Source organism: Micromonospora sp. ATLC20 (genome assembly GCF_057196585.1).
This window is the reverse complement of the sequence record NZ_JBXUOV010000040.1, coordinates 16,868-40,019: the sequence shown is the minus strand read 5'-3', so window position 1 is coordinate 40,019 and position 23,152 is coordinate 16,868. Positions and strand designations below refer to the sequence as shown.

The window sequence follows — 23,152 nt, the reverse complement described above, 5'->3', positions numbered from 1 at the left end:
GGGCTGGGCCGCGGCGGCATGCCGGCCGGGCTGGGACGGGGACCGCCCGCACCGGCGGCCGGGGGCCGCTGCTGCTGGCCGCCCTGGATGCCGAACGGGTTGTTACCGGCGCCGCGCGCCGGCGGACGACCGCCGGGCCGGGCACCGGGGCCCTGACCCTGACCCGGACCGCCGGGACGACCGGCGGCCGGGGAACCCGGACGCGGCGGCATGGCGTTCGGGCCGGGACGCGGACCCGGGCGAGCACCGCCCTCGGCCGGGGGCTCCCGGCGTACGGTCTCGCGCTGCTGCTGACGGGCGGCCTGGGCGGCCTTGACCGCGGCCTCCTGCTCAGCCTTGAGCGCGGCGGCACGCGCCTCGGCGGCCGCCACTTCGATGTCGTGCGCGCTCGCCGGCTTGGCGACCGGAGTCGCCGGCTGCGGCGGGCCGGGGACCGGGCCCTTGGGCTTCGGTCCAGGGGTCGGCGCGGCCGGACGCCGGGGCGGCATCGGCTTGGCCGAGACCCGGGGGGCACCCGGGGTCGGGGTGGGCGTCGGGGTCGGTGCCGGGCCACTGGGCGCGGCAGCCGGCGGGCCGGCGGGCGCCGACGAACCGGCTACGAACGCGCTACGCAGCCGCCGGGCGACAGGCGCCTCGACGGTGCTGGACGCGGACTTCACGAACTCGCCCATCTCCTTGAGCTTGGCGAGAACGGTCTTGCTTTCGACCCCGAGCTCCTTGGCAAGCTCGTGTACGCGGGCCTTTCCTGCCACTGCACTCCTCACTCCGAGGTCGTGCGGGCAGCACCCGCAGCGACCTCACTCCTGCACTTGAAGCCTGGTCATTTCAGGGACTTCATCGTGTGCTCATGTCGGTCGTCCTACCTTGCTAGCGACCCTCGACCGGTCGGGCTTGACCGGTCGTCGGGGGTTGCGCGTCGACGTGCTCCGCAAGCGCACCGTGGTCGGGGACCCCGGTGAGGCGCAGTGCCCGCCCGAAGGCGCGGCGTCGCACCGCCTGCGCGAAGCAGGCCGGATCAGGGTGCATGTTCGCTCCCCGACCCGGCAGTCTGCGGGCCGGATCGGGCCGGAGGCTGATGTGACCAGCCTCGTCACCGATCGCGACGACCCGCAACAACTCGCTGGCCGGCGCTCGTTTCCGGCAGCCCACACAGGTGCGCTCCGGAATCGTGCGTCGTGCCACTGAGTAAGTCTACCCCTAGCCGCCGGAGATCGCGCCGCCCGGCTCCGGGACGTGATCAGCTCCGCCCCGGCTCTGCGGGGCCGCGGTCTCCGCGTCGGACCGGATGTCGATGCGCCAACCGGTCAGCCGGGCCGCGAGGCGGGCGTTCTGCCCTTCCCGGCCGATCGCGAGCGAGAGCTGGAAGTCCGGCACGGTCACCCGGGCGGTACGGGAGGCCAGGTCGACCACCTCGACCCGCAGCGCCTTGGCCGGCGACAACGCGTTGCCGACGAAGGTGGCCGGGTCGTCCGACCAGTCGATGATGTCGATCTTCTCGCCGTGCAGCTCGCTCATCACGGCCCGGACCCGCTGGCCCATCGGGCCGATGCAGGCGCCCTTGGCGTTGACGCCGGAGGTGGTCGAACGCACGGCGATCTTCGTACGGTGACCTGCCTCACGCGCGATCGCGCCGATCTCCACGGTGCCGTCGGCGATCTCCGGCACCTCCAGCGCGAACAGCTTCTTCACCAGCGCGGGATGCGACCGGGACAGCGTGATCTGCGGGCCGCGCATGCCCTTGGCGACGTGCACGACCACGCAGCGGATCCGCTCGCCGTGCTCGTACCGCTCGCCGGGGACCTGCTCGGACTGCGGCAGGACGCCCTCCAGCTTGCCCAGGTCGACGCTGACGATGCCCTTCTCCCGGCGGGTCTCGTGCGCCTGCACCACACCGGTGACCAGGTCACCGTCGCGGCCGACGTACTCGCCGAAGTGCACCTCGTCGGTGGCCTCCCGCAGCCGCTGGAGGATCACCTGCTTGGCGGTCATGGCGGCGATCCGCCCGAAGTCGTGCGGAGTGTCGTCCCACTCCCGGGTCACCGTGCCGTCGGCGTCCAGTTCCTGCGCGTAGACCGAGGCGGCCCCGCTCTTACGGTCGATCTCCACCCGGGCGTGCGGCTCGGCGCCGTCGGTGTGCCGGTAGGCGGTCAGCAGCGCGGTCTCGATCGCCGCGAGGATCGTGTCGAACGGGATCTCCCGCTCGCGCTCCAGGGCGCGCAGCGCCGCGAGGTCGATGTTCACCTCTCCTCGTCCTCCAGATCTTCGTCGTCGTCGGTGTCGTCACCGAAGTCCTCGTCGGCCAGGTCGTCCAGGCGGTTGAACTCCACCTGGACCCGGCCGGGCCCGAGTTCGGCGTACGGGTGTTCGGCGGGGCCGGCGTCGGTCTCCAGCACCACGCGTTCGTCGTCGGCAGCAGTGATCCGGCCGGTGAGCTGGCGGTCCCCCGCGTCGCCGCGGACGGTGACCTTCACCAGCCGCCCGGCGTTGCGCCGCCAGTGCCGGGGCAGGGTGAGCGGGCGGTCCACGCCGGGCGAGCTGACCTCCAGCTGGTACTCGCCGGCCACGATGTCGCCGCCGGCCTCCTCGGCCGCGTCCAGCGCCGCCGAGACCGCGCGGGAGACGTCCGCCACGGCGTCCAGGTTGATCCCGCCGTCGGCGTCCACGATCACCCGGACCACGTGCCGGCGGCCGGCGCGGGAGACGGAGAGATCCTCCAGGTCGTAACCGGCCGCCGTGACGACCGGTTCGATCACCTCGCGCAGCCGGTTGCGGCGGGCGGCGAGATCGCCGCGGGGTGCGCCGCTCCGGTCCGTGCCGCGGGGGCCGTCGGGCCGGCGGGGCCGCCCGGCGGGCCCCGTCGACCGGGTGGCACGGCCACGCTGCGTCATTGCGCGCACCTCTCCTGCTGTTGCCACGGCCCACGGGCCGTGTTGTCCCTGGCCGGTGCGGGCGATCGGCCCGCCATACCGGCGCGCCACCGGGGCGTCCGCGCCCGGTGGTTGCGCAGAGCGTAACGCTAACGACCGCCGACGGACCCGGCGGCGCACCGAGACCCTGACCCACGAGACGGCGCGAATGGTGTTGACTCTGTCAGGTGGGGATCGGCAGAACACCATCCGACCAGGTCAGAGCGGGGCATTCCCGGCGCTGGCTGCTGCGCGCCGGCGGGCTCGTGGCGCTCGGCGGCGCGACCGCGCCGCTGACCGGCTGTGATCTTTTCGACCGCGACGAGGAGCCACCGGAGCCGGACGCGCTGGAGCCGCTGGTGGCCGAGGCGCTCGCGCTGGAGGCCCGCTATCGGGCCGCCGCCACCGCCGACCCGGCGCTGGCCGGGCGGCTCACCCCGATCGCCGACGCGCACCGGGCGCACGCCGAGGAGCTACGCCGCGTGATCGGCAGGCCGGCGCCCTCCGGCACACCGGCGCCCGCCGGCTCGGCGAGCGCGCCCGCACCCGACGCCGTGCTCACCGAGCTGCGCCGGGCCGAGCAGGAGGGCCGGACGAACGCGGCCAAGGCGTGCGCCGCCGCACCGGCCGAGCGGGCCGCGCTGCTCGGTTCCATTGCCGCCGCCCGGGCGACCCACGTGGAGGCGCTCAAGTGAACAACCCGACAGGCGGTCCGGCCACGGCCCTCGCCGACGCGCTCGCCGCCGAGTACGCGGCGGTCTGGGCGTACGGGGTGATCGGCGTGCACCTGACCGAGGCGGCGCGTACGGCGGCCCGTGCCGCCGAGGCGGCCCACCGGTCCCGCCGCGACGCGCTGCTGCTCCAGCTCGCCGAGGGCTCCGGGCAGGTGCCCGCCGACCGGGCCGGGTACGCGCTGCCCTACCCGGTGACGGACCGGGCGAGCGCGCTGCGCCTGGCGGTGGAGATCGAGGAGCGGACGGCCGGGCACTGGCGGGCCGCGCTGCCGCACACCACCGGCGCGGACCGGAACACCGCGCTCGCCGCGCTCACCGACTGCGCGTTGCGCGCCACCCGCTGGCGGCGCACGGCGGGGGTGACGCCGGTCACCGTTCCGTTCCCGGGCCGCCCGGCCTGAGCGCGGCGCCGGTCACCCGGCGGAACCCTCCGGTTGCGTTGCGCATACCAGGTATGCATACTCGCGGTCATGTCCATCCGTCACGGCCTGCTCGCCCTGCTCGAACGCGGCCAGATGTACGGCTACCAGCTGCGCGCCGCGTTCGAGGAGTCGACCGGGTCGACCTGGCCGCTGAACATCGGACAGGTCTACACGACGCTGGCCCGGCTGGAACGTGACGGACTGGTCCGCCCGCTGCCGGAGAACGAGAGCGGGCAGCGGCCGTACGAGATCACCGACGCCGGACGGGCGGACCTGGCGCTGTGGTTCGCCACGCCGATCAGCCGCGCCGACCGGCCCCGGGACGAGCTGTCCATCAAACTGGCGCTGGCGCTGACCACCCCCGGCGTCGACGTGCGGTCGGTGGTGCAGACCCAGCGCACCGCCACCATGCGCGCGCTCCAGGAGTTCACCCGGTTGAAGTACACGAGCGACAAGCCGGAGGATCTACCCTGGCGGCTGGTGCTGGACGCGATGATCTTCCAGACCGAGGCCGAGGTGCGGTGGCTCGACCACTGCGAGACGAGCCTGGTCCGGCACCGCCCGGCGCCGATCCGGGCGGTCGACCACCCCGAGGCGGTGGACCGGGCCGGCGACGAAGCCCGCCGGTGACCCGGCACGGGAGGCGCTGATGGACCCGATCGACGGGGTGCTGGAACTGCGGGACGTCCGCCGGACCCACGGCGCCGGTGAGGCCGCCGTGCACGCGCTGCGCGGCGTGAGCCTGACCGTGCGGGCCGGCGAACTCGTGGCCGTGATGGGCCCCTCCGGGTCCGGCAAGTCCACGCTGCTGGCGCTCGCCGGTGGCCTGGACCGGCCCACCGGCGGCGAGGTGGTGGTCGAGGGTGAGGCGCTGGTCGGGCTGTCCGCCCGCGAGCTGGCCCGGCTGCGGCGCCGCCGGATCGGTTACGTCTTCCAGGACCTGAACCTGCTCGGCAGCCTGACCGCCGTGGAGAACGTGGCGCTCCCGCTGGAACTGGACGGCACCGGCGTACGGGCGGCCCGCCAGTCGGCGCTGGCCGCGCTGCGCGAGGTCGACCTGGAGGACCTGGCCGACCGCTTCCCGGACCAGATGTCCGGCGGCCAGCAGCAGCGGGTGGCGATCGCCCGGGCCCTCGTCGGCGAACGCCGCCTGGTCCTCGCCGACGAGCCGACCGGCGCGCTGGACTCGCAGACCGGCGAGGCGGTGCTGCACCTGCTGCGCCGCCGGGTGGACGCCGGCGCGGCCGGGGTGCTCGTCACCCACGAGGCCCGGCACGCCGGCTGGGCGGACCGGGTGGTCTTCCTGCGCGACGGGGTGATGGTCGACTCGACCGCCCCGCTGATCGGCGTCGACCACCTGCTCAGCGGCAGCAGCCGGTGACCGGCGGCCGCCTCGCCGCCGTACGCGGATCGTGGCGGACCGCGTTGCGGATCGCCCGCCGGGAGGCCCGGCGGTCCCGGCGGCGCACGCTGCTGGTGCTGGTGATGATCGCGCTGCCGGTTCTCGGCCTCAGCTTCGCCGCGGTCAGCTACGACATGGGTGATCTGACCCGCGCCGAGCGCATCGAGCGCCAGCTCGGCGGCGCCGACGTCGCCCTGCGCTGGGACAGCCTGACGCCGGTGACGCAGGACGCCTGGGGCGAGTCGGCCTGGCCGGTCGAGGGCGAGTGGGTCGGCCGGACCCGTCCGGCGACCGCCGAGGAGGTGCGCGCGCTGCTGCCCGAGGGCAGCCGGCTGGCTCGCACCCGCTGGTGGATGACGTTCTCGACACGGGTGGACCGGCACGTCGAGTCGATCGAGGCGCGCGCCGTCGACCTGACCGACCCGCTCACCCGGCCGCTGGCCCGGGTACGCGACGGCCGGCCGCCGGTACGCCCCGACGAGATCGCGGTCAGCCCGACGGCGCTGCGCCGGCTGGAGACCCGCATCGGCGACCCGGTACGCACCATCGACGGCACCACATACCGGGTGGTCGGGGTGGTGGAGTATCCGGACAACCTCCGGGACGTCATCACGCTGCCCGGGGTGACTCCGGACGGCACGGCCGGCAGCGACACCTGGTTGGTGGACCTGCCCGGCCCGCTGGAACCGGGGCTCGCCGACCGGCTGAACGCGCAGGGCGTCCAGGTCGTCGTCCGCAGCCCGCTGCCGGGACGGCAGGAGTTCAGCCGCGGCATGTCCGTACCGGACGCCGACGAGGCGGGCGTCGTCGGAGTGGTCGGCGGGCTGGGCCTGCTGGAGGTGGTGCTGCTTGTCGGCCCGGCCTTCGCGGTGAGCGTCCGGCGCCGGCGGCGGGACCTCGCACTCGTCGCGGTGGCCGGTGGCGACGCCTCCCACCTGCGCCGGATCGTGCTCGCCGACGGGGTGGTGCTCGGTGCCGGCGGGGCCGCCCTGGGCATGCTGCTCGGCGTCGGGGCCGCGTTCGCCGGCCGGCCGATCGTCGAGCAGTACCTGCTCGGGGAACGCCTCGGGGCGTACCGGATCTTCCCGGCCGCGCTGGTGGCGATCGCCGCGACGGCGGTGCTGGCCGGGGTGCTCGCGGCGATGGCGCCGGCCTGGGCGGCGGCCCGGCAGGACGTGGCGACCGGCCTGGCCGGCCGGCGCGACGCGACCCGGCCCCGTCGCCGCTGGCTGCTGATCGGGGTGGCGCTCACCGTCGCCGGGACCGCGATCGCCGCGTTCGCCGCCGGCCGCACCTCGCAGACCGGAGTGCTGGCCGGTGTCGCGCTGGGCGAACTGGGGCTGGTGTTCTGCACCCCGTCGCTGGTCGGCGTGCTCGGCCGGGCCGGCCGGTTGCTGCCGCTGACCCCCCGGCTCGCGTTGCGTGACGCCAGCCGCAACCGCTCCTCGGCCGCGCCCGCCATCTCGGCGGTGATGGCGGCGGTGGCCGGAAGCGTCGCGCTCGGCGTCTACGTGGCCAGCGACGAGACCCGGTCGCGAGAGCTCTGGCAACCCGGCCTGCCGCCGGGGAACGTGCTGCTCACCCACTCCGGTGAGACACCGGCGGACCCACCGTCGGCCGAGGTCGTCGCCGCTCGGGCCCGCGCGGTCCTGCCCGACGCCACAGTGGTGTCCGTCGCGACCCCCGGGTGCGTCGGCGACGTCCGGGACAAGAACGACTGCACCGCGTACGCGCTCGTTCCGCCCGAGCAGCGCTGCCCGTACGACGCCGCCGGCCCGGTCCCCGACGCGGCCCGGCGGGATCCGCGCTGCGTGAGCCCCTTCCAGGAACCTGTCGACGTCTACCTGCCGGCGCTCGTGGACGACGGCGGCGCGCTGGCCGCGCTCACCGGCGCGCCGGACGACGAACTGGCCGCCGCGCGCCGGACGCTCGCCGCCGGCGGCGTGGTGGTCACCGACGCCCGGCGGGTGGTGGACGGGCAGGTCCGGGTGGAGGTCAACGACAACTCCGGCGGCCCGCCCACCGGGCGTCTCCTGCCCGCGTACGCGCTGCGCGGCGGTCTCACAGTCGACCGGCTGGTGCTCTCCCCCGCCGCCGCGGACGCGCTCGGCCTGACCGCTGTGCCGATGGGCTACCTGCTGGACACCGCCGGCTCGCCCACCGACCGGCAGATGGAGATGCTGGCCGACGAGCTGTTCGACATCGGACCCATGTCGGCGCAGCTGGCGACCGCCGACCCGCCGTCGGACCAGCGCCCGATGCTGCTCCTGCTCGCGGTGGCCTCCGGTGTGATCACGCTCGGCGCCGCCGCGGTAGCCACCGGCCTCGCCGCCGCCGAGGGCCGCCGGGACCTGTCCACGCTCGCGGCGGTCGGGGCCGATCCCCGGGTACGCCGCCTGCTGTCGCTCTGCCAGGCCGGGGTGATCGCGGTGCTCGGTTCGGCGCTGGGCATCGTCGCCGGGCTCGGCTCCGCCGTGGTCGTCCTGGCCTCGCTCAACCAGCGGTACGCCGAGTCCTGGCCGGTGCAGCCGCCGTACCCGGTGACGGTGCCCGGCGTGACGCTCGCCGTGCTGGTCGTGGTGCCGTTGGTGGCGATGGGCGGCGCGGCGCTGCTCACCCGGTCCCGCCTGCCGATCGAACGCCGGCTCGACTGAGCCGGCCGCCCATGCATGATCCACACCATTCCGCCGGAGTGGCGGCATCGCGGCGGGGTGGATGCCACCACTTCGGGGAGATGGAGTCGACCTTGGGGCGGACTGACCGTCCGAGGGGGTGACGGGGCGCGGTGTGGGCGGCACACTTGTCGGATGTCAGCCCTGGGAACCCTCACCCGCCGTCTCGGTCACCAGCGTTGGTTCGGCGCCACCATGCGCCTGCTCGTCCCGGCCGACCGGCTGGTCGGCCGGATGACGAAGGGCCGCGTGGTCGCCTTCGGGCTCGTGCCCACGCTGGTGCTCACCTCCACCGGCCGCCGCTCCGGCAAGCCCCGCAGCAACCCCCTGGTGTACGTCCCCGACGGCGACGCCTACGTGGTGATCGGCTCGAACTGGGGGCAGCAGCACCAGCCGTCCTGGACGTTCAACCTGATGGCGAACCCGGCCGCCGAGGTGGACGTCAAGGGACGCCGGATCCCGGTCACCGCCCAGCAGGTCACCGGCGAGGAACGGGAACGGCTGTTCCAGCGGCTGGTGCAGGAGTGGCCCGCGTACCGCACGTACGTCGAGCGGGCCGGTGGCCGCGAGATCCGCGTGTTCCGCCTGGCCCCGAACGCCTGAGCGCCCCGCCGCAGACGCGCACAATCCGACATCCGCGCCACCGGGGCTGCCGGTCCCGATCTGGCTAGGGTTGCCGCAGGCGATCTGTCGGAGGTGGACCGTGGCGCTCGACGTGGACGCCGAGCGGCGTCTGGACGATCCACGGTGGCAGGTGGCCGAGCGGGTCGGTGACGCCGTCCTGCGGCGGTTCCCGGCCGACGTGCTGGCGGTCGCCGTACACGGTCCGCTCGCGCACGGCGAAGACGACGGCGGCGGGGACCGCGAGGTCGGCCTGCTGGTCGTCACCTACCGGCCCGGCGCCGGACCGCCGCCCGCCACCCGGCGGGTGGACGGCGTACTCGTCGACCTCACGGTGGCCGGGGCGGACGACTACCTGCGCCGGGCGACGACGATCACGTCCCGCTGGCCGCTGGCCGCGGACCGGTACGTCACCACCCGCGCCCTGCACGATCCGACCGGCTGGCTGCGGAAGCTGCGCGACGAGCACCTGGCGCGCCTGGCACGCGCCCGGCCGGCGGAGTTCACGAGCGCGGCGCGGCAGGCGTGGTACCGGGGCAGCGCGGCGCACGCCCGCGCGTTGCGGCTGGCCGAGTGGTACGAGACGGACCAGGCGCTGCTCATGCTCGGCGAGGCACGGCTGGCTGCCGCAACCGTGCAGGGGCTGTTCAGCCGCACCTACTTCCGCGACCCGGGGGACGCGGTGCGGCGTACCGGGCTGGCCGGTGCGGACATGACCGAGGTGGGCGCGGCGCTGACCCGCCAGGCCGAGGAACTGGCCGCCCGGGGCCGGCCGGTCGACGGCACCATCGACGACCTGCTGTCCGGCTGACGGCCGGCTGGACGGCCGACCGTCAGCCGATGCCGCCGCCGACGCCGATCAGCGCGCCGATCAGGTAGGTCGCGCCGGCCGCCAGCGCGCCGAGCAGCAACTGCCGCAGACCGCTGCGCCACCAGGCGCGGTTGGTGAACCTGGCCACGACCGCGCCGGCGACGAAGAGGCCGACGCCGCCGACGGCGAGCGCCAGCCAGAGGCTGGTGAAGCCGAGCAGGTACGGCAGCAGCGGCACCAGCGCGCCGATCGAGAAACAGATGAACGACGAGATCGCGGCGGCCCACGGGCTCGGCTGGTCGTCGGGGTCGACGCCCAGCTCCTCCCGTACGTGTACCCGCAGCGCCTCCTCCGGGTTGGCGCGTACCGCCTCGGCGACCTGCGTCGCCAGCTCGCGGGGCAGTCCACGGGCGACCCAGGCGTCTGCGAGTTCCCGGGCCTCGGCCTCCGGGTGGCGTTCCAGCTCGCGCCGCTCCTTGGCCACCTCGGCGGCGACCTGCTCGTTCGCGGACCGGACGCTCGTGTACTCGCCGAGACCCATCGAGATGGCGCCGGCCACCAGGCCGGCCGTGCCGGTGAGCACCACGCTGCGCGGCGACACCCCGCCGCCGCCCACACCGGCGATCAGCGCGATGTTGGTGACCAGTCCGTCCATCGCGCCGAAGACGGCCGGGCGCAGCCAGCCGCCGGAGACGTCCGCGTGGTGCGCCTCGCGCAGTGCCGCAGGGGTGTCGGTCACGGCAGCGTCAGGATCTCGTAGCCGTCGTCGGTGACGACGATGGTGTGCTCGAACTGGGCCGTCCACCGGCGGTCCTTGGTGACCACGGTCCAGCCGTCGTCCCACATGTCGTACTGGTAGGTGCCGAGCGTGATCATCGGCTCGACGGTGAACGTCATGCCGGGCTCCATCACGTCGGTGGGGCGCGGGCTGTCGTAGTGCGGCACGTAGAGGCCACTGTGGAACGCCTCGCCGATGCCGTGTCCGGTGAAGTCGCGGACCACGCCGTAGCCGAAGCGCTTCGCGTACGACTCGATCACCCGGCCGATGACGTTGATCTGCCGGCCCGGCGCGATGGCCTTGATGCCGCGCATCATCGCCGTGTGGGTCCGCTCGACCAGCAGGCGGGCCTCCTCGCTCACCTCGCCCACGCAGAACGTGGCGTCGGTGTCGCCGTGCACGCCGTTCAGGAAGGCGGTGACGTCGACGTTGATGATGTCGCCGTCCTGGAGCACCGTGGTGTCCGGGATGCCGTGGCAGATGACCTCGTTGAGGCTCGTGCAGCACGACTTGGGGAAGCCCCGGTAGCCGAGCGTCGACGGGTAGGCGCCGTGGTCGCAGAGGAACTCGTGCACCACCCTGTCGATCTCGTCGGTGGTCACCCCGGGCTTGCAGTGCTCACCGGCGAGCTGGGTGGCCTGGGCGGCGAGACGCCCCGCCACGCGCATCTTCTCGATGGTCTCCGGCGTCTGCACGTGCGATCCGCGCCACTCCTGGGGACGCTTCTTACCCACGTACTCCGGGCGCGGGATGTGGGCGGGGACCGCTCGCCACGGGGAGAGCGTGCCGGGGGTCAGCGGCGCACGGACGGTCATGGCCCAAGCCTATCGCCGGGGGTGGTGTGCCCCCCGCCACAGGCCCGCCGGGCAGGTTGTTGCCGTGCCGCAAACGCTGTGCCATTGTTGCTCCGTGGATCAAGGGGGCGCGGCGCCCGTGTTCTCCGTGACGGCGCAGGTCGACGGCGACCGACTGCGCGTCCAGGTGACCGGCGAGGTCGACATGGCGACCGCCGACACCATGTTCCAGACCGCGCTCCGCGAGCCCGCCAAGCAGCTCACGCTCGACCTGCGGGCGGTCACCTTCTTCGATTCGGCCGCCATCCACGCCGTGGTCCGGCTCGCCCAGCGGTTCCCGGCCGCGCTCACCGTGCTGCCGTCCCCGCAGGTCCGGCGCGTGCTGGACATCTCCGGCCTCGGCGACCAGGACTGGCTCGCCCGGCCCTGACCGACTCGGGCGCCCTCCGGCTAGGAGGCCTCTCCCATCCCGGGCGACAGGCCCGGCCCCGGTTCCGGCCGCCCGCGATCCGACGCGGGGTGCCGCTCTCCCGTCTCCCCCGCGGTGTCCGGGGCGAGATCACGACGCAGCGACTCGGCGTCGCGCTTGCGCACCCCGCTCGCCCGGATCGTGTTCACCGCGATGATGGTGAGTTCGTTCGCCACGTTGATGCCGCTGACGCGCAGGCCGCTGCGCAATGCCTCCTGAACCAGGCGGAGGGCCGACATCGCGGCCCGCTGGGAACGGGAGGGCCGGCCGGCGGACGGGGACCAGCCCGCACCGACGGTGCGCGCGGCCTCGGCCAGGCACCGCGCGGCCTCGGCGAGCGACGGCGGGACGGGCTCGTCGTCACGGATCGCGCGTTCGAGGTTGAGCGCGACGTCGCGGCTGTGCAGCAGGGAGCGGATCATGAGGATGGCGCCGTGCCGCCATCCCTGCAGCGCGCTCTGGTTGTGCCACCGTAACGGCGAGATGCGGACGACCTCGTCGGCGCCCGACATTGCGGCCTCCACCTCCGAGGTGTCGAGCCGGCGCAGCCTGTCGAGACCCTGACGGGCCAGCTCGGCGTCCCGGGCCAGGGCCGCGTCGGCGAGACGGTCCAGCTCGGCGGCCATCTGGTCGAGCAGGGGCCGGCCGGCCCGCCGGATCCGGTGGATCGGGTGCAGGGGCAGCACCACGACCGCGACCAGGATGCCGACCGCCCCACCGACGACGCCGTCGACGAAGCGGGGCAGCGCGATGTCGGTCCGGGCCGGGAACAGCACGGCGATCACCATCGCGCTGCCGCCGACCTGGGTGACGAACGCCCCCTCGTCGCTGAGCAGGACGGCGACGAGGATCGCGGCGGCGACGATGACGCCGATCTGGACGTATCCCTGCCCGATCCAGGAGACCAGCAGGTCGCCCAGCGCGATGCCCACCGCCACGCCGGCGATGAGCAGCAGCGTACGGCGGAAGCGCTGGCTCACCGAGCTGGCGATGGTGCCGACCGCGACGGCGGGCGCGAACAGCGGTTGCGGGTTGTGGATCAGATCCTTCGCGACCCACCACGCGACTGCGGCGGCCACTCCGCACTGCACCGCCACGAGCAGGCTCAACCGCACCCGCCGCAGCCGATCCCGCGCAGTGGCCCGGCCGGTGCGGCGAATCGCCGTCCACGCCGCACCTACCGGGTCGTCCCCGCTGCCGCGGGAAGGACGGAACGACTCACGCCCCATGAGGCGATCCTAGGGACTTCGCCGTATTTGATCCGCTTTACGCGACAACAGCCCTCAGTTCCGGTCGGTCAGCCGGCGGCGCAGCGTCAACTCGGTGCCCGCCTCCGTACGCGTCACGTCCATCTCCCCCAGCGCCTGGATCAGCGCCAGCCCGCGTCCCCGGAAGCTCGACCCGCTCGACTCCCGCCAGCGTCCGCTGTCCCGGATGGTCGCGGTGACCGTGCGGTCGGCGATAGTCACCTCGACCTCGATCGTCGGGTCCACCGGGTCGACCGGGTGCTCGATCGCGTTCGCCGCCGCCTCGGAGACCGCCACGGTCAGGTCGAACAGGTCGGTCTCGCCGACGTGGTGGGCGACGAGGAAGTCCTCCAGCCGCTTGCGGAGCACGCTGAGCCGGGTCGGGTCGGCGGGCAGGCGCAGCGCGAACCGGTTCAGCTCGGCCGCCTCCAGCGCGAGCACCGCCACGTCGTCGTGCCGGGACCGCTCGGCCACCCGGGCCATGACGGCGTCGACCAGGTCCGCCACGTGCCCGGCGCGCGCCGTCGCGTCGGCCCGCAACTGGCCCAGCCCGGCGTCGATGCCCGCGGACCGGTCCTCGATCAGGCCGTCGGTGTAGAGCAGGAGCCGGTTGCCCGGTGCGAGTTCGCCCTCGGCGGCCGGGTAGACGGCGCCGGGGATCGCCCCGATCGGCGGTCCGAGGGCCCGATCGTGCAGGAACGCCACGTCGTCTCCTCGGATCAGCAGGGGTGACGGATGACCCGCGCTGGCGTACCGGATCCGGCCCGTGCGCGGCGAGAAGCCGAGGCAGACCACAGTGGCGAAGGAGCCGCTGCCGGCGGAGTGGACCAGCCGGTTGAGCCGGGTCAGCGCCTCACCCGGGTCGTAGCCCTCCAGGACGTACGCCCGCAGCGCGTTGCGGAGCTGGCCCATCGCCGCGGCGGCCCGCACGCCCTTGCCGACCACGTCACCGATGACCAGCACCAGGTCGTCGTCGGCGGTGGCCATCACGTCGTACCAGTCGCCGCCGACCTCCACGTCCGCGCTGCCGGGCAGGTAGCGGCTGGCCACCACCGCGCCGGGCAACTGCGGCAGCGTACGCGGCAGCAGGCTGTGCTGGAGCGTGGTGGCGATGTGGTGCTCGGCCTCGTAGAGCTGGGCGTTCTCCAGCCGTACGCCGATCAGCCGGGCCAGTTGGGCCAGCGCCGCCTCCTCGGTGCCGCCGCCCTCGCGGCGCCACACCCGCAGCTCGCCGAGTTGCTCGCCGGCGGTGCCGGTGAGCGGCAGCACCACTGTCGGCTCGACGGGCAGGTCGCCGCCGGCGTCCTCCTCGTGGCGCGCCCCGGTGGCGGTGACCCGGACGCGTCCGGCCTCGGCCAGGCGCAGCGCGTGCCGGGCGGCCACCCGCACCACCTCGGCGGTGGACCGGGCAGTGTTGATCTCCACGGCGGCGTCGGCGAGGGCCCGCAGGCGGCGGATGATCTGCCCGCGCAACTGGCCCAGCTCGACGTTGGCCCGCACCCGGGCCACCAGCTCCTGGCTGGAGAACGGCTTGGTCAGGTAGTCGTCCGCGCCGGTGGACAGGCCGGCGACCTCCTCGGCGGCGCCGGCCCGCGCGGAGAGCAGCACGATCGGCACGTGCCGGGTCGCCGGTTCGGCGCGCAGCGCGGCGACCAGCCCGAAGCCGTCCAGCCGGGGCATCATCACGTCGGTCAGCACCAGGTCGAACGGGGTCTCCACGGCCAGCCGCAGCGCCTCCACGCCGTCCGGCACGGCCACCACCTCGTACGCCGGGGAGAGCAGCCGGACGACGTGCTCGCGCAGGTCGGGGTTGTCGTCGGCGAACAGGATTCGGCCGGACCCGCCGGGTGAGCCGGACGGCTCCGGCAGCCCGGTGGGGCGGGCCACCTCGTCGGTCCACAGCGCCGTCTCGGCGACGTACAGGCGGGCCTGCTCCGGTTCGCTCAGCGGCACCGGCGACAGGGCGGCCACCCGGTCGGCGGGCAGGTGCGCGTACCCGAAGGGCATGGTCACGGTGAAGGTGGTGCCCCGGTCGACGACGCTGTGCGCGGTGACAGTGCCGCCGTGCATCTCGACCAGCTCGCGGACCAGGGCGAGCCCGATCCCGGTGCCCTCGTGGGTACGGGAGCGGGCACCGGCCACCCGGTGGAACCGCTCGAAGACCTGCGGCAGTTCCTCCGGGGCGATGCCGACGCCGGTGTCTGTCACCTCCAGGACGGCGGCGCCGTCGGTGGCACGGACCCGGACCCGGATCTCGCCGTCGAAGGTGAACTTGACCGCGTTCGACACCAGGTTGAGGACGATCTTCTCCCACATGTCCCGGTCGACGTAGACCGGCGCGGGCAGCGGCGGGCAGTCCACCACCAGGCGTAGCCCGGCCCGCTCGGTGGCCGAGCGGAACGTGCTGGCCAGCCTGGAGGTGTAGTCGGACAGGTCGGTGGGCTGGTAGCGGGCGGCCAACCGGCCGGACTCCAGCCGGGAGAAGTCGAGCACCGTGTTGACCAGCTTGAGCAGACGCAGCCCGTTGCGGTGCATGACGGTGAGCAGGTCGAGGTACCGCTCGGGCAGCTCCCGGTCGGCGAGCATCTCCTCCATCGGCCCGAGGACCAGCGTCAGCGGGGTACGGAACTCGTGGCTGACGTTGGCGAAGAAGCTGGTCTTGGCGCGGTCCAGCGCGGCCAGCTCGGCGGCGCGGGCGCGTTCCTGCTCGTACGCCCGCTGCTTGCCCACGGCCCGGGACACCTGCGCGGCGACCAGGTCGACGAAGTCCCGGTAGTCGTCGGTGAACGGCAGCCGCCGGGACACCCCGAGCAGCAGCACACCGGCCGGTTCGTTCGTCGCGGTCAGCGGCAGCAGGAGCGCCTGGCCGGCGGCGTCCGGCGGCATCGCGCCCGGCAGGTCGGCGGTGGCGATCCAGCGCGGCTCGGTGAACGGCTCGCCCTCGGGCAGGCCGGGCGGCGGATCGGCGACGGTGGCCGGATCCACGCCGGAGCAGCCGCCCGGCACGAGCGTGCCGCGCTCGTCGGGGAACCACAGCGCACTGAACGGCACGTCGGCGCGGTGGGCGTCGAGCACACGGGTGACGGCCCGGCCCAGTTCGAGCATGCTCGGCACGTCGCCCAGCTCGTTGCCCAGCTCGGCCAGGGCGCGCAGCCGGCGCTCGCCGAGCACCCGCCCGGTGGTCTCGTTGACGAAGCAGAAGATCCCGCTGACGCTGCCGTCGACGTCGCGGATCGGGTCGTACGAGACGTCGAAGTAGACGTCCTCCAGGAAGCCGTGCCGGTTCAGCACGAAGGGGTGGTTCTCACCCCGGTAGGGCACGCCCGTGCGGCGCACCCCGTCCAGCAGCGGGCCGAGCACGTCCCAGGTCTCGGCCCAGTGCCGGTGCGCGGCCTGCCCGATCACGGCGGGGTGCTTGTCGCCGATGGTGGGCCGGTAGGCGTCGTTGTAGAAGGCGAGATGCTCCTCGCCCCAGAACACCACCATCTGGGCGCGGGACGACAGCATGGTGCTCATCGCGTGGCTGAGCGCGGCGGGCCAGCGGTCCGGGCTGCCGAGCGGGGTGGCGCGCCAGTCGAAGGCGCGCAGCCGCTCGCCCATCTCGCCGCCGGCCGCGAACGCCGCGGCGAGCAGCGGCGACAGTGACGCCTCGCCGGCCGCCGGGGACGAACGACTGTCGCCCCCGCCCCCCTGGGCCGAGCTCATGCAGCCTCCCGCTCCGGCCATGATCACGACGGTCGGCGCTGTCACGCCGACCGTCCCCGCCTACTACCCCGACGGTCGAGCAACGTAACGCACCCGCACCGTTCGACGCTGCTTACCTCCGTGTCATCCTGGCGTAACCGACGCTCCGGGGCGACTCGGGCGACCTCGCAGGGTCGGCGGGACCGCCGATTCGGCTGTCCGCGCACCTACGAAACGCGGGTGTGTGATCTGGCCGACATCGCGGCCCGGACCAGCGCGGCCACCGGCCGCGGATCGGCCTCGTTCTCCGGATGCCACTGCACCCCGAGCACGAAGCGCCGCGCCGGATCCTCCACCGCCTCGACCACCCCGTCGTCGGCCCAGCCGGTCACCGCCAGGCCGCCGGGGTCGGCCACCGCCTGATGGTGGTACGAGTTGACCCGGTCCACCCCGGTCATCACCTCGGCGGCCCGGCTGCCGGTGGCGAAGCGCACCGGATGCGACCCGTACACGCCCGGCGCGGGCCGGTGCCCGTCGTGCCCGACCACGTCCGGCAGGTGCTGGTGCAGCAGACCGCCGTACGCCACCGCGAGCAGCTGCATCCCCCGGCACACGCCCAGCACCGGCAGGTCGGCGGCGAGCGCGGCGGTCAACAGCGTCGTCTCCCCCGCGTCGCGCTCCGGCCGGCTCTCGGTGCGCGGGTCCGGCGGCTCGCCGTACCGCTCCGGGCCGACGTCCGCGCCGCCGGCCAGCAGCAGCCCGTCCAGCAGCCCCAGCACGTCCGCGTCGGCGTCGTCCGGGGGCAGCACCACGGCCCGGCCGCCCGCCGCGGTGACCGCCCGGACGTACGCGTGCGGCACGAGCGTCGCCGGCACGTCCCGCCACACCGCCCAGCCGGCCGGCTCGACGTATGCGGTGATGCCGATGACAGGTCGCGTCATAGCGGAGTGACGTACGCGCCGGTGATGCCGCCGTCGACGACGAACTGCGCGGCGGTCATGAACGAGGCGTCGTCGCTGGCGAGGAACGCCACCGCGGCGGCGATCTCGGTCGGGTCGCCGAACCGGCCCATCGGCACGTGCACCAGCCGCCGGGCAGCCCGCTCCGGGTCCTTGGCGAACAACTCCAGCAGCAGCGGCGTCGCCACCGGCCCGGGACACAGCGCGTTGACCCGGATGCCCTCGCGGGCGAACTGCACGCCCAGCTCCCGGGTCATCGCCAGCACCCCGCCCTTGCTCGCCGTGTACGCGATCTGCGAGGTGGCCGCGCCCATCAGCGCCACGAACGACGCGGTGTTGATGATCGAGCCCTTGCCCTGCCGCCGCATGTGCGGGATGACGTACTTGCAGCACAGGTAGACGCTCGTGGTGTTGACCCGCAGCACCCGCTCCCAGGCGTCCAGGCCGGTCTCCAGGATCGAGTCGTCGTCCGGCGGCGAGATGCCCGCGTTGTGGAACGACACGTCCACCCGGCCGTGCCGCTGCACCACCCCGTCGAACAGGTCATGCACGGCCGTCTCGTCGGCCACGTCGGCGGCGACGAACTCGCCGCCCACCTCCTGGGCGGCCCGGGTACCGGCGTCGGCGTCGATGTCCACGCACACCACCCGGGCGCCCTCGGCGGCGAAACGCCGTACGGTGGCCAGCCCGATGCCGCTGCCCGCGCCGGTCACGACCGCCACCCGGTCGGAAAGCCGTCCCTGCACTGTGATCACTCCTCGGTGCCGATGAACACGTTCTTGACGTCGGTGAAGGCGTGCAGCGCGTCCGGACCCAGCTCCCGGCCCAGGCCGGAACGCTTCATCCCGCCGAACGGGGTCCAGTAGCGCACCGAGGAGTGCGAGTTGACGCTGAGGTTGCCCGATTCGACGGCGCGGGCCACCCGCACCGCCCGCCCGACGTCCCGGGTCCAGATCGAGCCGGAGAGCCCGTACTCGGTGTCGTTGGCGAGCCGGATCGCGTCCGCCTCGTCGTCGAACGGCAGCACCGAGACGACCGGGCCGAACACCTCCTCCCGCCAGTGCCGATCGGCCGGGGAGCCGGCGAGCAGCACCGTCGGGGCGTACCAGAAGCCGGGACCGTCGGGGCACGAGCCGGTGAATGCGACGTCCGCCCCGTCGACGTACCCGGCGACCCGGTCCCGGTGCGCGGCGGAGATCAGCGGGCCCATCTCGGCCGTGTCCCGGGCCGGGTCCTCCACCCGCACCGCCCGTACGGCCGGTTCGAGCAGTTCCAGGAACCTGTCGTACACCCGGCGCTGGACCAGGATCCGGGAGCGGGCGCAGCAGTCCTGGCCCGCGTTGTCGAAGACGGCGTACGGCGCTGTCGCCGCCGCCTTCTCCAGGTCCGCGTCGGCGAAGACGATGTTCGCCGACTTGCCACCCAGCTCCAGCGTCACCCGCTTCACCTGGGCCGCGCAGCCGGCCATGATCCGGGTGCCGACCTCGGTCGAGCCGGTGAAGCAGATCTTGCGGACCGCCGGGTGGGTGACGAACCGCTCGCCGACCACACTGCCCCGACCGGGCAGCACGGTGAACACGCCGTCGGGCAGGCCGGCGTCGCGGGCCAGTTCGGCCAGGCGCAGCGCGGTGAGCGGGGTCAGCTCGGCCGGTTTCAGCACCACCGTGTTGCCGGCGGCCAGTGCCGGGGCGAACCCCCAGCCGGCGATCGGCATGGGGAAGTTCCACGGCACGATCACGCCGACCACGCCCAGCGGCTCGTGGAAGGTCACGTCGAGCCCGCCGGGCACCGGGATCTGGTGCCCGGTCAGCCGTTCCGGCGCGCCCGCGTAGTAGTCGAGCACGTCGCGGACGTTGCCCGCCTCCCAGCGCGCGTTGCCGATGGTGTGCCCGGCGTTGCGCACCTCCAGGAGCGCCAGCTCATCCAGATGCGCGTCGACCCGGGCGGCGAACCGCCGCAGCAGCCGCCCCCGATCCCCCGGCGCCACCCGACGCCACGTCTCGAACGCCGCGGAAGCCCGCGCGACCGCCGCATCCACGTCCTCGACGGAGCACCCCGGAACGACCCCGATCCCCGCCCCGTCGACAGGCGAAATCACCTCACCCACGCGCGCCCCTCCCCTTCTCCCCGCCGATCTTGCAGTTGCTGCCCCGGCAAAAGCCGCACAACACCCCGGCCGGGGGCCGCAAGTGCAAGATCGACGTGGACAGCGGGGCGCGACGGCGGGTCAGAGGCGTTCGAAGCCACGAGTCAGCTCCCAGTCCGTCACCGCGGCGTCGAAGGCGGTCAGCTCGACCTTCGCCTGGTTGGCGTAGTGGGCGGCCACCTCGTCGCCGAACGCCTCCCGGGCCACCTCCGAGCGCTGCCACAGGTCCAGCGCGTCACGCAACGTGGTGGGCACCCGCTCGGCGTCCGGGTCGTCGTACGCGTTCCCGGTGCACTCGTCGCCCAGTTCCAGCTCGTTCTCGATCCCGTGCACCGCGCCGGCCACCAGCGCGGCGATCGCCAGGTACGGGTTGACGTCGGCCCCCGGCACCCGGTTCTCCACCCGCATCCCCTGCCCGTGCCCGACAAGCCGCAGCGCGCAGGTGCGATTGTCGGTGCCCCAGCGCAGCGCGGTCGGCGCGAACGAGCCGGGCTGGTAGCGCTTGTAGGAGTTGATGTTCGGCGCGAAGAACAGGCTGAACTCGCGCATCGTGGCGAGCAGCCCGGCCAGCACCCGCTGCCCGGTGACGCTCAGGTGCGCGGGCCCGTCGCCCAGCATCGCCGACGAGCCGGAGGCGTCGCGCAGCGAGAAGTGGATGTGGCAGGAGTTGCCCTCCCGCTCGTTCGGCTTGGCCATGAACGTGATCGCCATGCCCTCCTGGGCGGCGATCTCCTTCGCGCCGTTCTTGTAGATGACGTGGTGGTCGGCGCAGCGCACCGCCTCGTCGTACCGGAAGGCGATCTCGTGCTGGCCGAGGTTGCACTCGCCCTTCGCGCTCTCCGGGGTGAGCCCGGCGCCGGCCATCTCGGTGCGGATGCGGCGCAGCAGCGGCTCGACCCGGGCGGTGCCGAGCAGCGAGTAGTCCACGTTGTACTGGTTGGCCGGGGTCAGGTCGCGGTAGCCGCGCTGCCACGCCTCCTCGTACGAGTCGCGGTAGAGCACGAACTCCAGCTCGGTGCCGGCGTACGCGGTCAGCCCGTGCGCGGCCAGCCGGTCGAGCTGGCGGCGCAGGATCTGCCGGGGCGAGGCGACCACCGGGCCGGAGGCGTCCAGCCACTCCAGGTCGGCCAGCAGCAGCGCGGAGCCGGGCTGCCAGGGCATCCGGCGCAACGTGTCCAGGTCGGGGCGCATGGCGAAGTCGCCGTAGCCGCGTTCCCAGCTCGACATCGCGTACCCGTCGACGGTGTTCATGTCGACATCCACGGCGAGCAGGTAGTTGCAGCCCTCGCTGCCGTGCGTGACCACCTGGTCGAGGAAGTAGGGCGCGTGGAACCGCTTGCCCTGCAGTCGGCCCTGCATGTCGGTGAGGGCGAGCACCACCGTGTCGATCTCACCCTCGGCGACGGCGACCCGCAGCTGTTCCAGCGAGAGCGGAGATTTCCTCATCGACGCGCCTCCATCACCAAGGTCTACTGGCAGAACCGGATCACCGTCAATGCCCCCTGCGGCCACCGTCGCAAACGCGATCGGTCGAGGGCGGAGGCCCGCCCGCCCCGTTGAGGTAGGTGAGAACGGCCAGGACGCGGCGGTGGCCGCTGTCGGTCACGGCGAGGCCCAGCTTGGTGAAGATGTTGCCGATGTGCTTGTGTACGCCGTTGTCGGTGATGACGAGCCGGTCGGCGATGGTGGTGTTGTCGTGTCCCTGGGCCATCAGCGCGAGCACCTCACGTTCGCGGGGCGTGAGGACGGAGATGGGGTCCCGGCGGCGGGCCAGGAGTTGGGCGACGACCTCGGTGTCCATGGCGGTGCCACCGGCGGCCACCCGGCGCAGCGCGTCGACGAACTCGTCCACCCGGCTGACCCGATCCTTGAGGAGGTAGCCGACCCCGCCGCCGGTGGTGGCGAGGAGTTCGGCGGCGTACTGCTGCTCGACGTACTGCGACAGCACCAGGACCGGCAGGTCGGGATGCTGTCGACGGGCCTTCAGGGCGGCCCGGATGCCCTCGTCGCGGAACGACGGCGGCAACCGGACATCGACAATGGCGACGTCCGGCCGGTGGTCCCGCACGGCGGTGAGGAAACCCGCCGCGTCGCCCGCGATGGCGACGGTGTCGAATCCGACGCTGTTGAGCAGCAGTTTCAGCCCGGTGGCCAGCAGCACGTTGTCTTCGGCGATCACAACCTGCACGGCAACTCCATGGTGATCGTCGTCGGCCCGCCGGCCGGGCTGTCGACGTCGACGGCCCCGTCGAGCGCGAGCACGCGGCGACGGATTCCAGCCAGGCCGGTGCCGACCCGATCGTCGGCGCCGCCGACGCCGTTGTCGGTGATCGCCACCGACAACCGGTCGGCCCTGCGGGTCACCGTGATGCCGGCCGCTGTCGCCCGGCTGTGCTTGGTGACGTTGGTGAGCGCCTCGGCGACGGCGAAGTAGACGACGGCCTCCACCGCCGCCGGTACGGTGTCGAGGTCACCGACGTCCAGCCGGGTCGGCACGCCGCAGCGGGCCGTCACCGCGGTCAACGCACCGGTCAGGCCGCGGTCGGCGAGGATCGGCGGGTAGACGGTGCGGATCACCTCACGGAGTTCGGTCATCGCCTCCTCGGTTCCTTCGTGGGCGTCCCGGAGAAGATCCTCCAGGAGCTGCTCGTTCCGGGGGTTGTCGTACAGCGCCCGTCGGGCCACGGCCAGCCGCATGGCGATGGCCACCAGCCGGGCCTGGGTGCCGTCGTGCAGGTCGCGCTCGATCCGGCGCAGCTCCGCGCCGTGCGCGTCGAGCACGTCCGCCCGGGTACGGGTCAACACGGCGACCCGGTCGGCGAGCTGTTCGGCCGTGGAGTGCGACAGCACCGCCAGACAGATCCGGGCGTGCGCGCGGGCGATCGGCGGCAGGGCCAGGTACGCCAGCGCCGCGAGCAGGAGCATCTGTAGGGGCCCGAGGGTGAGAGCCGACGTCCAGCCGGTAACCGGGATGTCGATGAACAGCCGGGGCCGTTCTTCCGGCGCGAACGCCCACCACAGCGGTGTGGCGACCGCGGCGGGCACGAGGTTGCCTACGCACAGCAGCGTGAGCAGACCGAGCACCGTCCCGGTGAGGGCGTTCACCGGCAGCCAGAGCAGGTCGCGGAGCGTGGCCGGATCGGCCCAGGCCCGGCGGGCCGGCACGCGCAGGGCGGGACGTGCCGCCAAGGGCGTCCCGAGCAGACGGCCGGCTCGGCTCCGGTGCCAGTTCGCCCACCTCCGGGCGAGCCTCGGATGGCACAGCAGCGGCAGCGCGCACAACGTCGCGATTCCGGTGGCCAGTGCCGCCAGCAGGAACACGGCAGCATGCCACACCTGCACCCATCGTCGTCCTGACGTCACAGCATGCCTTTCCGCGTACCGCCGGGGCGGTGTCCCGGCCCGGCGCCAAGTCTGCCCGGCGACTGCCGCCCAGGGCACTACAGGCAGCTGTACCTGAAATCCGGTGGTACGAGGTATCGGCCCGCGCCGAAGCCGCTCCTAGCG

21 protein-coding genes and 1 pseudogene are annotated in these 23,152 nt (G+C 73.8%); 8 read left to right on the top strand and 14 right to left on the bottom strand.

Annotated elements, in window-relative coordinates; genetic code table 11:
* The 4 genes and pseudogenes from AC2CHG_RS11810 to rimP all read right to left on the bottom strand — a co-directional run.
* On the bottom strand, nt 1-752 hold a 752-nt coding region (locus AC2CHG_RS11810; protein WP_484524734.1), incomplete at its 3' end, for a translation initiation factor IF-2 N-terminal domain-containing protein.
* A gap of 93 nt (nt 753-845) precedes the next feature.
* Nucleotides 846-1,182: pseudogene (locus tag AC2CHG_RS11805) on the bottom strand (YlxR family protein).
* 15 nt (nt 1,183-1,197) lie between these two features.
* Complete coding sequence (gene nusA / locus AC2CHG_RS11800) at nt 1,198-2,241, bottom strand: transcription termination factor NusA (RefSeq protein ID WP_013284665.1); 1,044 nt, start codon at nt 2,239-2,241, stop codon at nt 1,198-1,200.
* Nucleotides 2,238-2,888 (bottom strand): ribosome maturation factor RimP, encoded by a 651-nt coding sequence (gene rimP / locus AC2CHG_RS11795; RefSeq protein ID WP_262013632.1) that lies wholly within the window; start codon nt 2,886-2,888, stop codon nt 2,238-2,240. The genes nusA and rimP overlap by 4 nt, the downstream gene beginning before the upstream one ends.
* A 263-nt stretch (nt 2,889-3,151) precedes the next feature.
* Here rimP and AC2CHG_RS11790 point away from each other — a divergent pair, with 263 nt between their 5' ends.
* From AC2CHG_RS11790 to AC2CHG_RS11760, 7 genes are all read left to right on the top strand, one after another.
* A complete protein-coding gene (locus AC2CHG_RS11790; protein ID WP_262013660.1) occupies nt 3,152-3,601 on the top strand; it encodes a hypothetical protein in 450 nt (149 codons plus the stop codon).
* The gene (locus AC2CHG_RS11785) at nt 3,598-4,041 is read left to right on the top strand and encodes a ferritin-like domain-containing protein (RefSeq protein WP_484524733.1); all 444 of its coding nucleotides are present in this window, start codon (nt 3,598-3,600) and stop codon (nt 4,039-4,041) included. Before AC2CHG_RS11790 ends, AC2CHG_RS11785 begins: the two co-directional genes overlap by 4 nt.
* A 69-nt stretch (nt 4,042-4,110) precedes the next feature.
* Nucleotides 4,111-4,692, top strand: a complete 582-nt coding sequence (locus AC2CHG_RS11780; RefSeq protein WP_013284661.1) for a PadR family transcriptional regulator — start codon at nt 4,111-4,113, stop codon at nt 4,690-4,692.
* A gap of 19 nt (nt 4,693-4,711) precedes the next feature.
* Nucleotides 4,712-5,443 carry an ABC transporter ATP-binding protein gene (locus AC2CHG_RS11775; protein ID WP_194799783.1) on the top strand — a complete coding sequence of 244 codons (732 nt, stop codon included), beginning with the start codon at nt 4,712-4,714 and terminating at the stop codon, nt 5,441-5,443.
* Complete coding sequence (locus AC2CHG_RS11770; protein ID WP_484524732.1) at nt 5,440-8,118, top strand: FtsX-like permease family protein; 2,679 nt, start codon at nt 5,440-5,442, stop codon at nt 8,116-8,118. The genes AC2CHG_RS11775 and AC2CHG_RS11770 overlap by 4 nt, the downstream gene beginning before the upstream one ends.
* Nucleotides 8,119-8,271: 153 nt before the next feature.
* Nucleotides 8,272-8,739, top strand: a complete 468-nt coding sequence (locus AC2CHG_RS11765) for a nitroreductase family deazaflavin-dependent oxidoreductase (RefSeq protein ID WP_269696307.1) — start codon at nt 8,272-8,274, stop codon at nt 8,737-8,739.
* A gap of 100 nt (nt 8,740-8,839) precedes the next feature.
* Nucleotides 8,840-9,568, top strand: coding sequence for a nucleotidyltransferase domain-containing protein (locus tag AC2CHG_RS11760; RefSeq protein WP_194799780.1), 729 nt, complete (start codon nt 8,840-8,842; stop codon nt 9,566-9,568).
* 22 nt (nt 9,569-9,590) lie between these two features.
* On the opposite strand, the gene AC2CHG_RS11755 is transcribed toward AC2CHG_RS11760, so the two are convergent.
* Nucleotides 9,591-10,307 carry a VIT1/CCC1 transporter family protein gene (locus tag AC2CHG_RS11755; RefSeq protein ID WP_269696306.1) on the bottom strand — a complete coding sequence of 239 codons (717 nt, stop codon included), beginning with the start codon at nt 10,305-10,307 and terminating at the stop codon, nt 9,591-9,593.
* On the bottom strand, nt 10,304-11,161 hold the full coding sequence (map, locus tag AC2CHG_RS11750) for a type I methionyl aminopeptidase (RefSeq protein WP_073830294.1): 858 nt from the start codon (nt 11,159-11,161) through the stop codon (nt 10,304-10,306). Before map ends, AC2CHG_RS11755 begins: the two co-directional genes overlap by 4 nt.
* A gap of 64 nt (nt 11,162-11,225) precedes the next feature.
* On the opposite strand from map, the gene AC2CHG_RS11745 reads away from it, so the two are divergent.
* Entirely contained in the window at nt 11,226-11,570 is a 345-nt protein-coding gene (locus AC2CHG_RS11745) for an STAS domain-containing protein (RefSeq protein WP_194799778.1), read from the top strand.
* 20 nt (nt 11,571-11,590) lie between these two features.
* Here AC2CHG_RS11745 and AC2CHG_RS11740 read toward each other — a convergent pair whose 3' ends face one another.
* The 8 genes from AC2CHG_RS11740 to AC2CHG_RS11705 form a co-directional block, all read right to left on the bottom strand.
* Nucleotides 11,591-12,838 carry an FUSC family protein gene (locus AC2CHG_RS11740; RefSeq protein ID WP_194799777.1) on the bottom strand — a complete coding sequence of 416 codons (1,248 nt, stop codon included), beginning with the start codon at nt 12,836-12,838 and terminating at the stop codon, nt 11,591-11,593.
* A 54-nt stretch (nt 12,839-12,892) separates the two neighbouring features.
* Nucleotides 12,893-16,561, bottom strand: coding sequence for a SpoIIE family protein phosphatase (locus tag AC2CHG_RS11735; protein WP_194799776.1), 3,669 nt, complete (start codon nt 16,559-16,561; stop codon nt 12,893-12,895).
* A 206-nt stretch (nt 16,562-16,767) separates the two neighbouring features.
* Entirely contained in the window at nt 16,768-17,481 is a 714-nt protein-coding gene (locus tag AC2CHG_RS11730) for a gamma-glutamyl-gamma-aminobutyrate hydrolase family protein (protein WP_194799775.1), read from the bottom strand.
* The gene (locus AC2CHG_RS11725; RefSeq protein WP_269696304.1) at nt 17,478-18,245 is read right to left on the bottom strand and encodes a 3-oxoacyl-ACP reductase; all 768 of its coding nucleotides are present in this window, start codon (nt 18,243-18,245) and stop codon (nt 17,478-17,480) included. Before AC2CHG_RS11725 ends, AC2CHG_RS11730 begins: the two co-directional genes overlap by 4 nt.
* A gap of 5 nt (nt 18,246-18,250) precedes the next feature.
* The gene (locus tag AC2CHG_RS11720) at nt 18,251-19,606 is read right to left on the bottom strand and encodes an aldehyde dehydrogenase family protein (protein ID WP_194799774.1); all 1,356 of its coding nucleotides are present in this window, start codon (nt 19,604-19,606) and stop codon (nt 18,251-18,253) included.
* Between the two features lie 120 nt (nt 19,607-19,726).
* Nucleotides 19,727-21,091, bottom strand: coding sequence for a glutamine synthetase family protein (locus AC2CHG_RS11715; protein WP_484524731.1), 1,365 nt, complete (start codon nt 21,089-21,091; stop codon nt 19,727-19,729).
* Between the two features lie 46 nt (nt 21,092-21,137).
* A complete protein-coding gene (locus AC2CHG_RS11710) occupies nt 21,138-21,833 on the bottom strand; it encodes a response regulator (protein ID WP_484524730.1) in 696 nt (231 codons plus the stop codon).
* Nucleotides 21,821-22,987 carry a sensor histidine kinase gene (locus AC2CHG_RS11705; protein ID WP_484524729.1) on the bottom strand — a complete coding sequence of 389 codons (1,167 nt, stop codon included), beginning with the start codon at nt 22,985-22,987 and terminating at the stop codon, nt 21,821-21,823. The genes AC2CHG_RS11710 and AC2CHG_RS11705 overlap by 13 nt, the downstream gene beginning before the upstream one ends.
* Nucleotides 22,988-23,152: the final 165 nt, after the last annotated feature.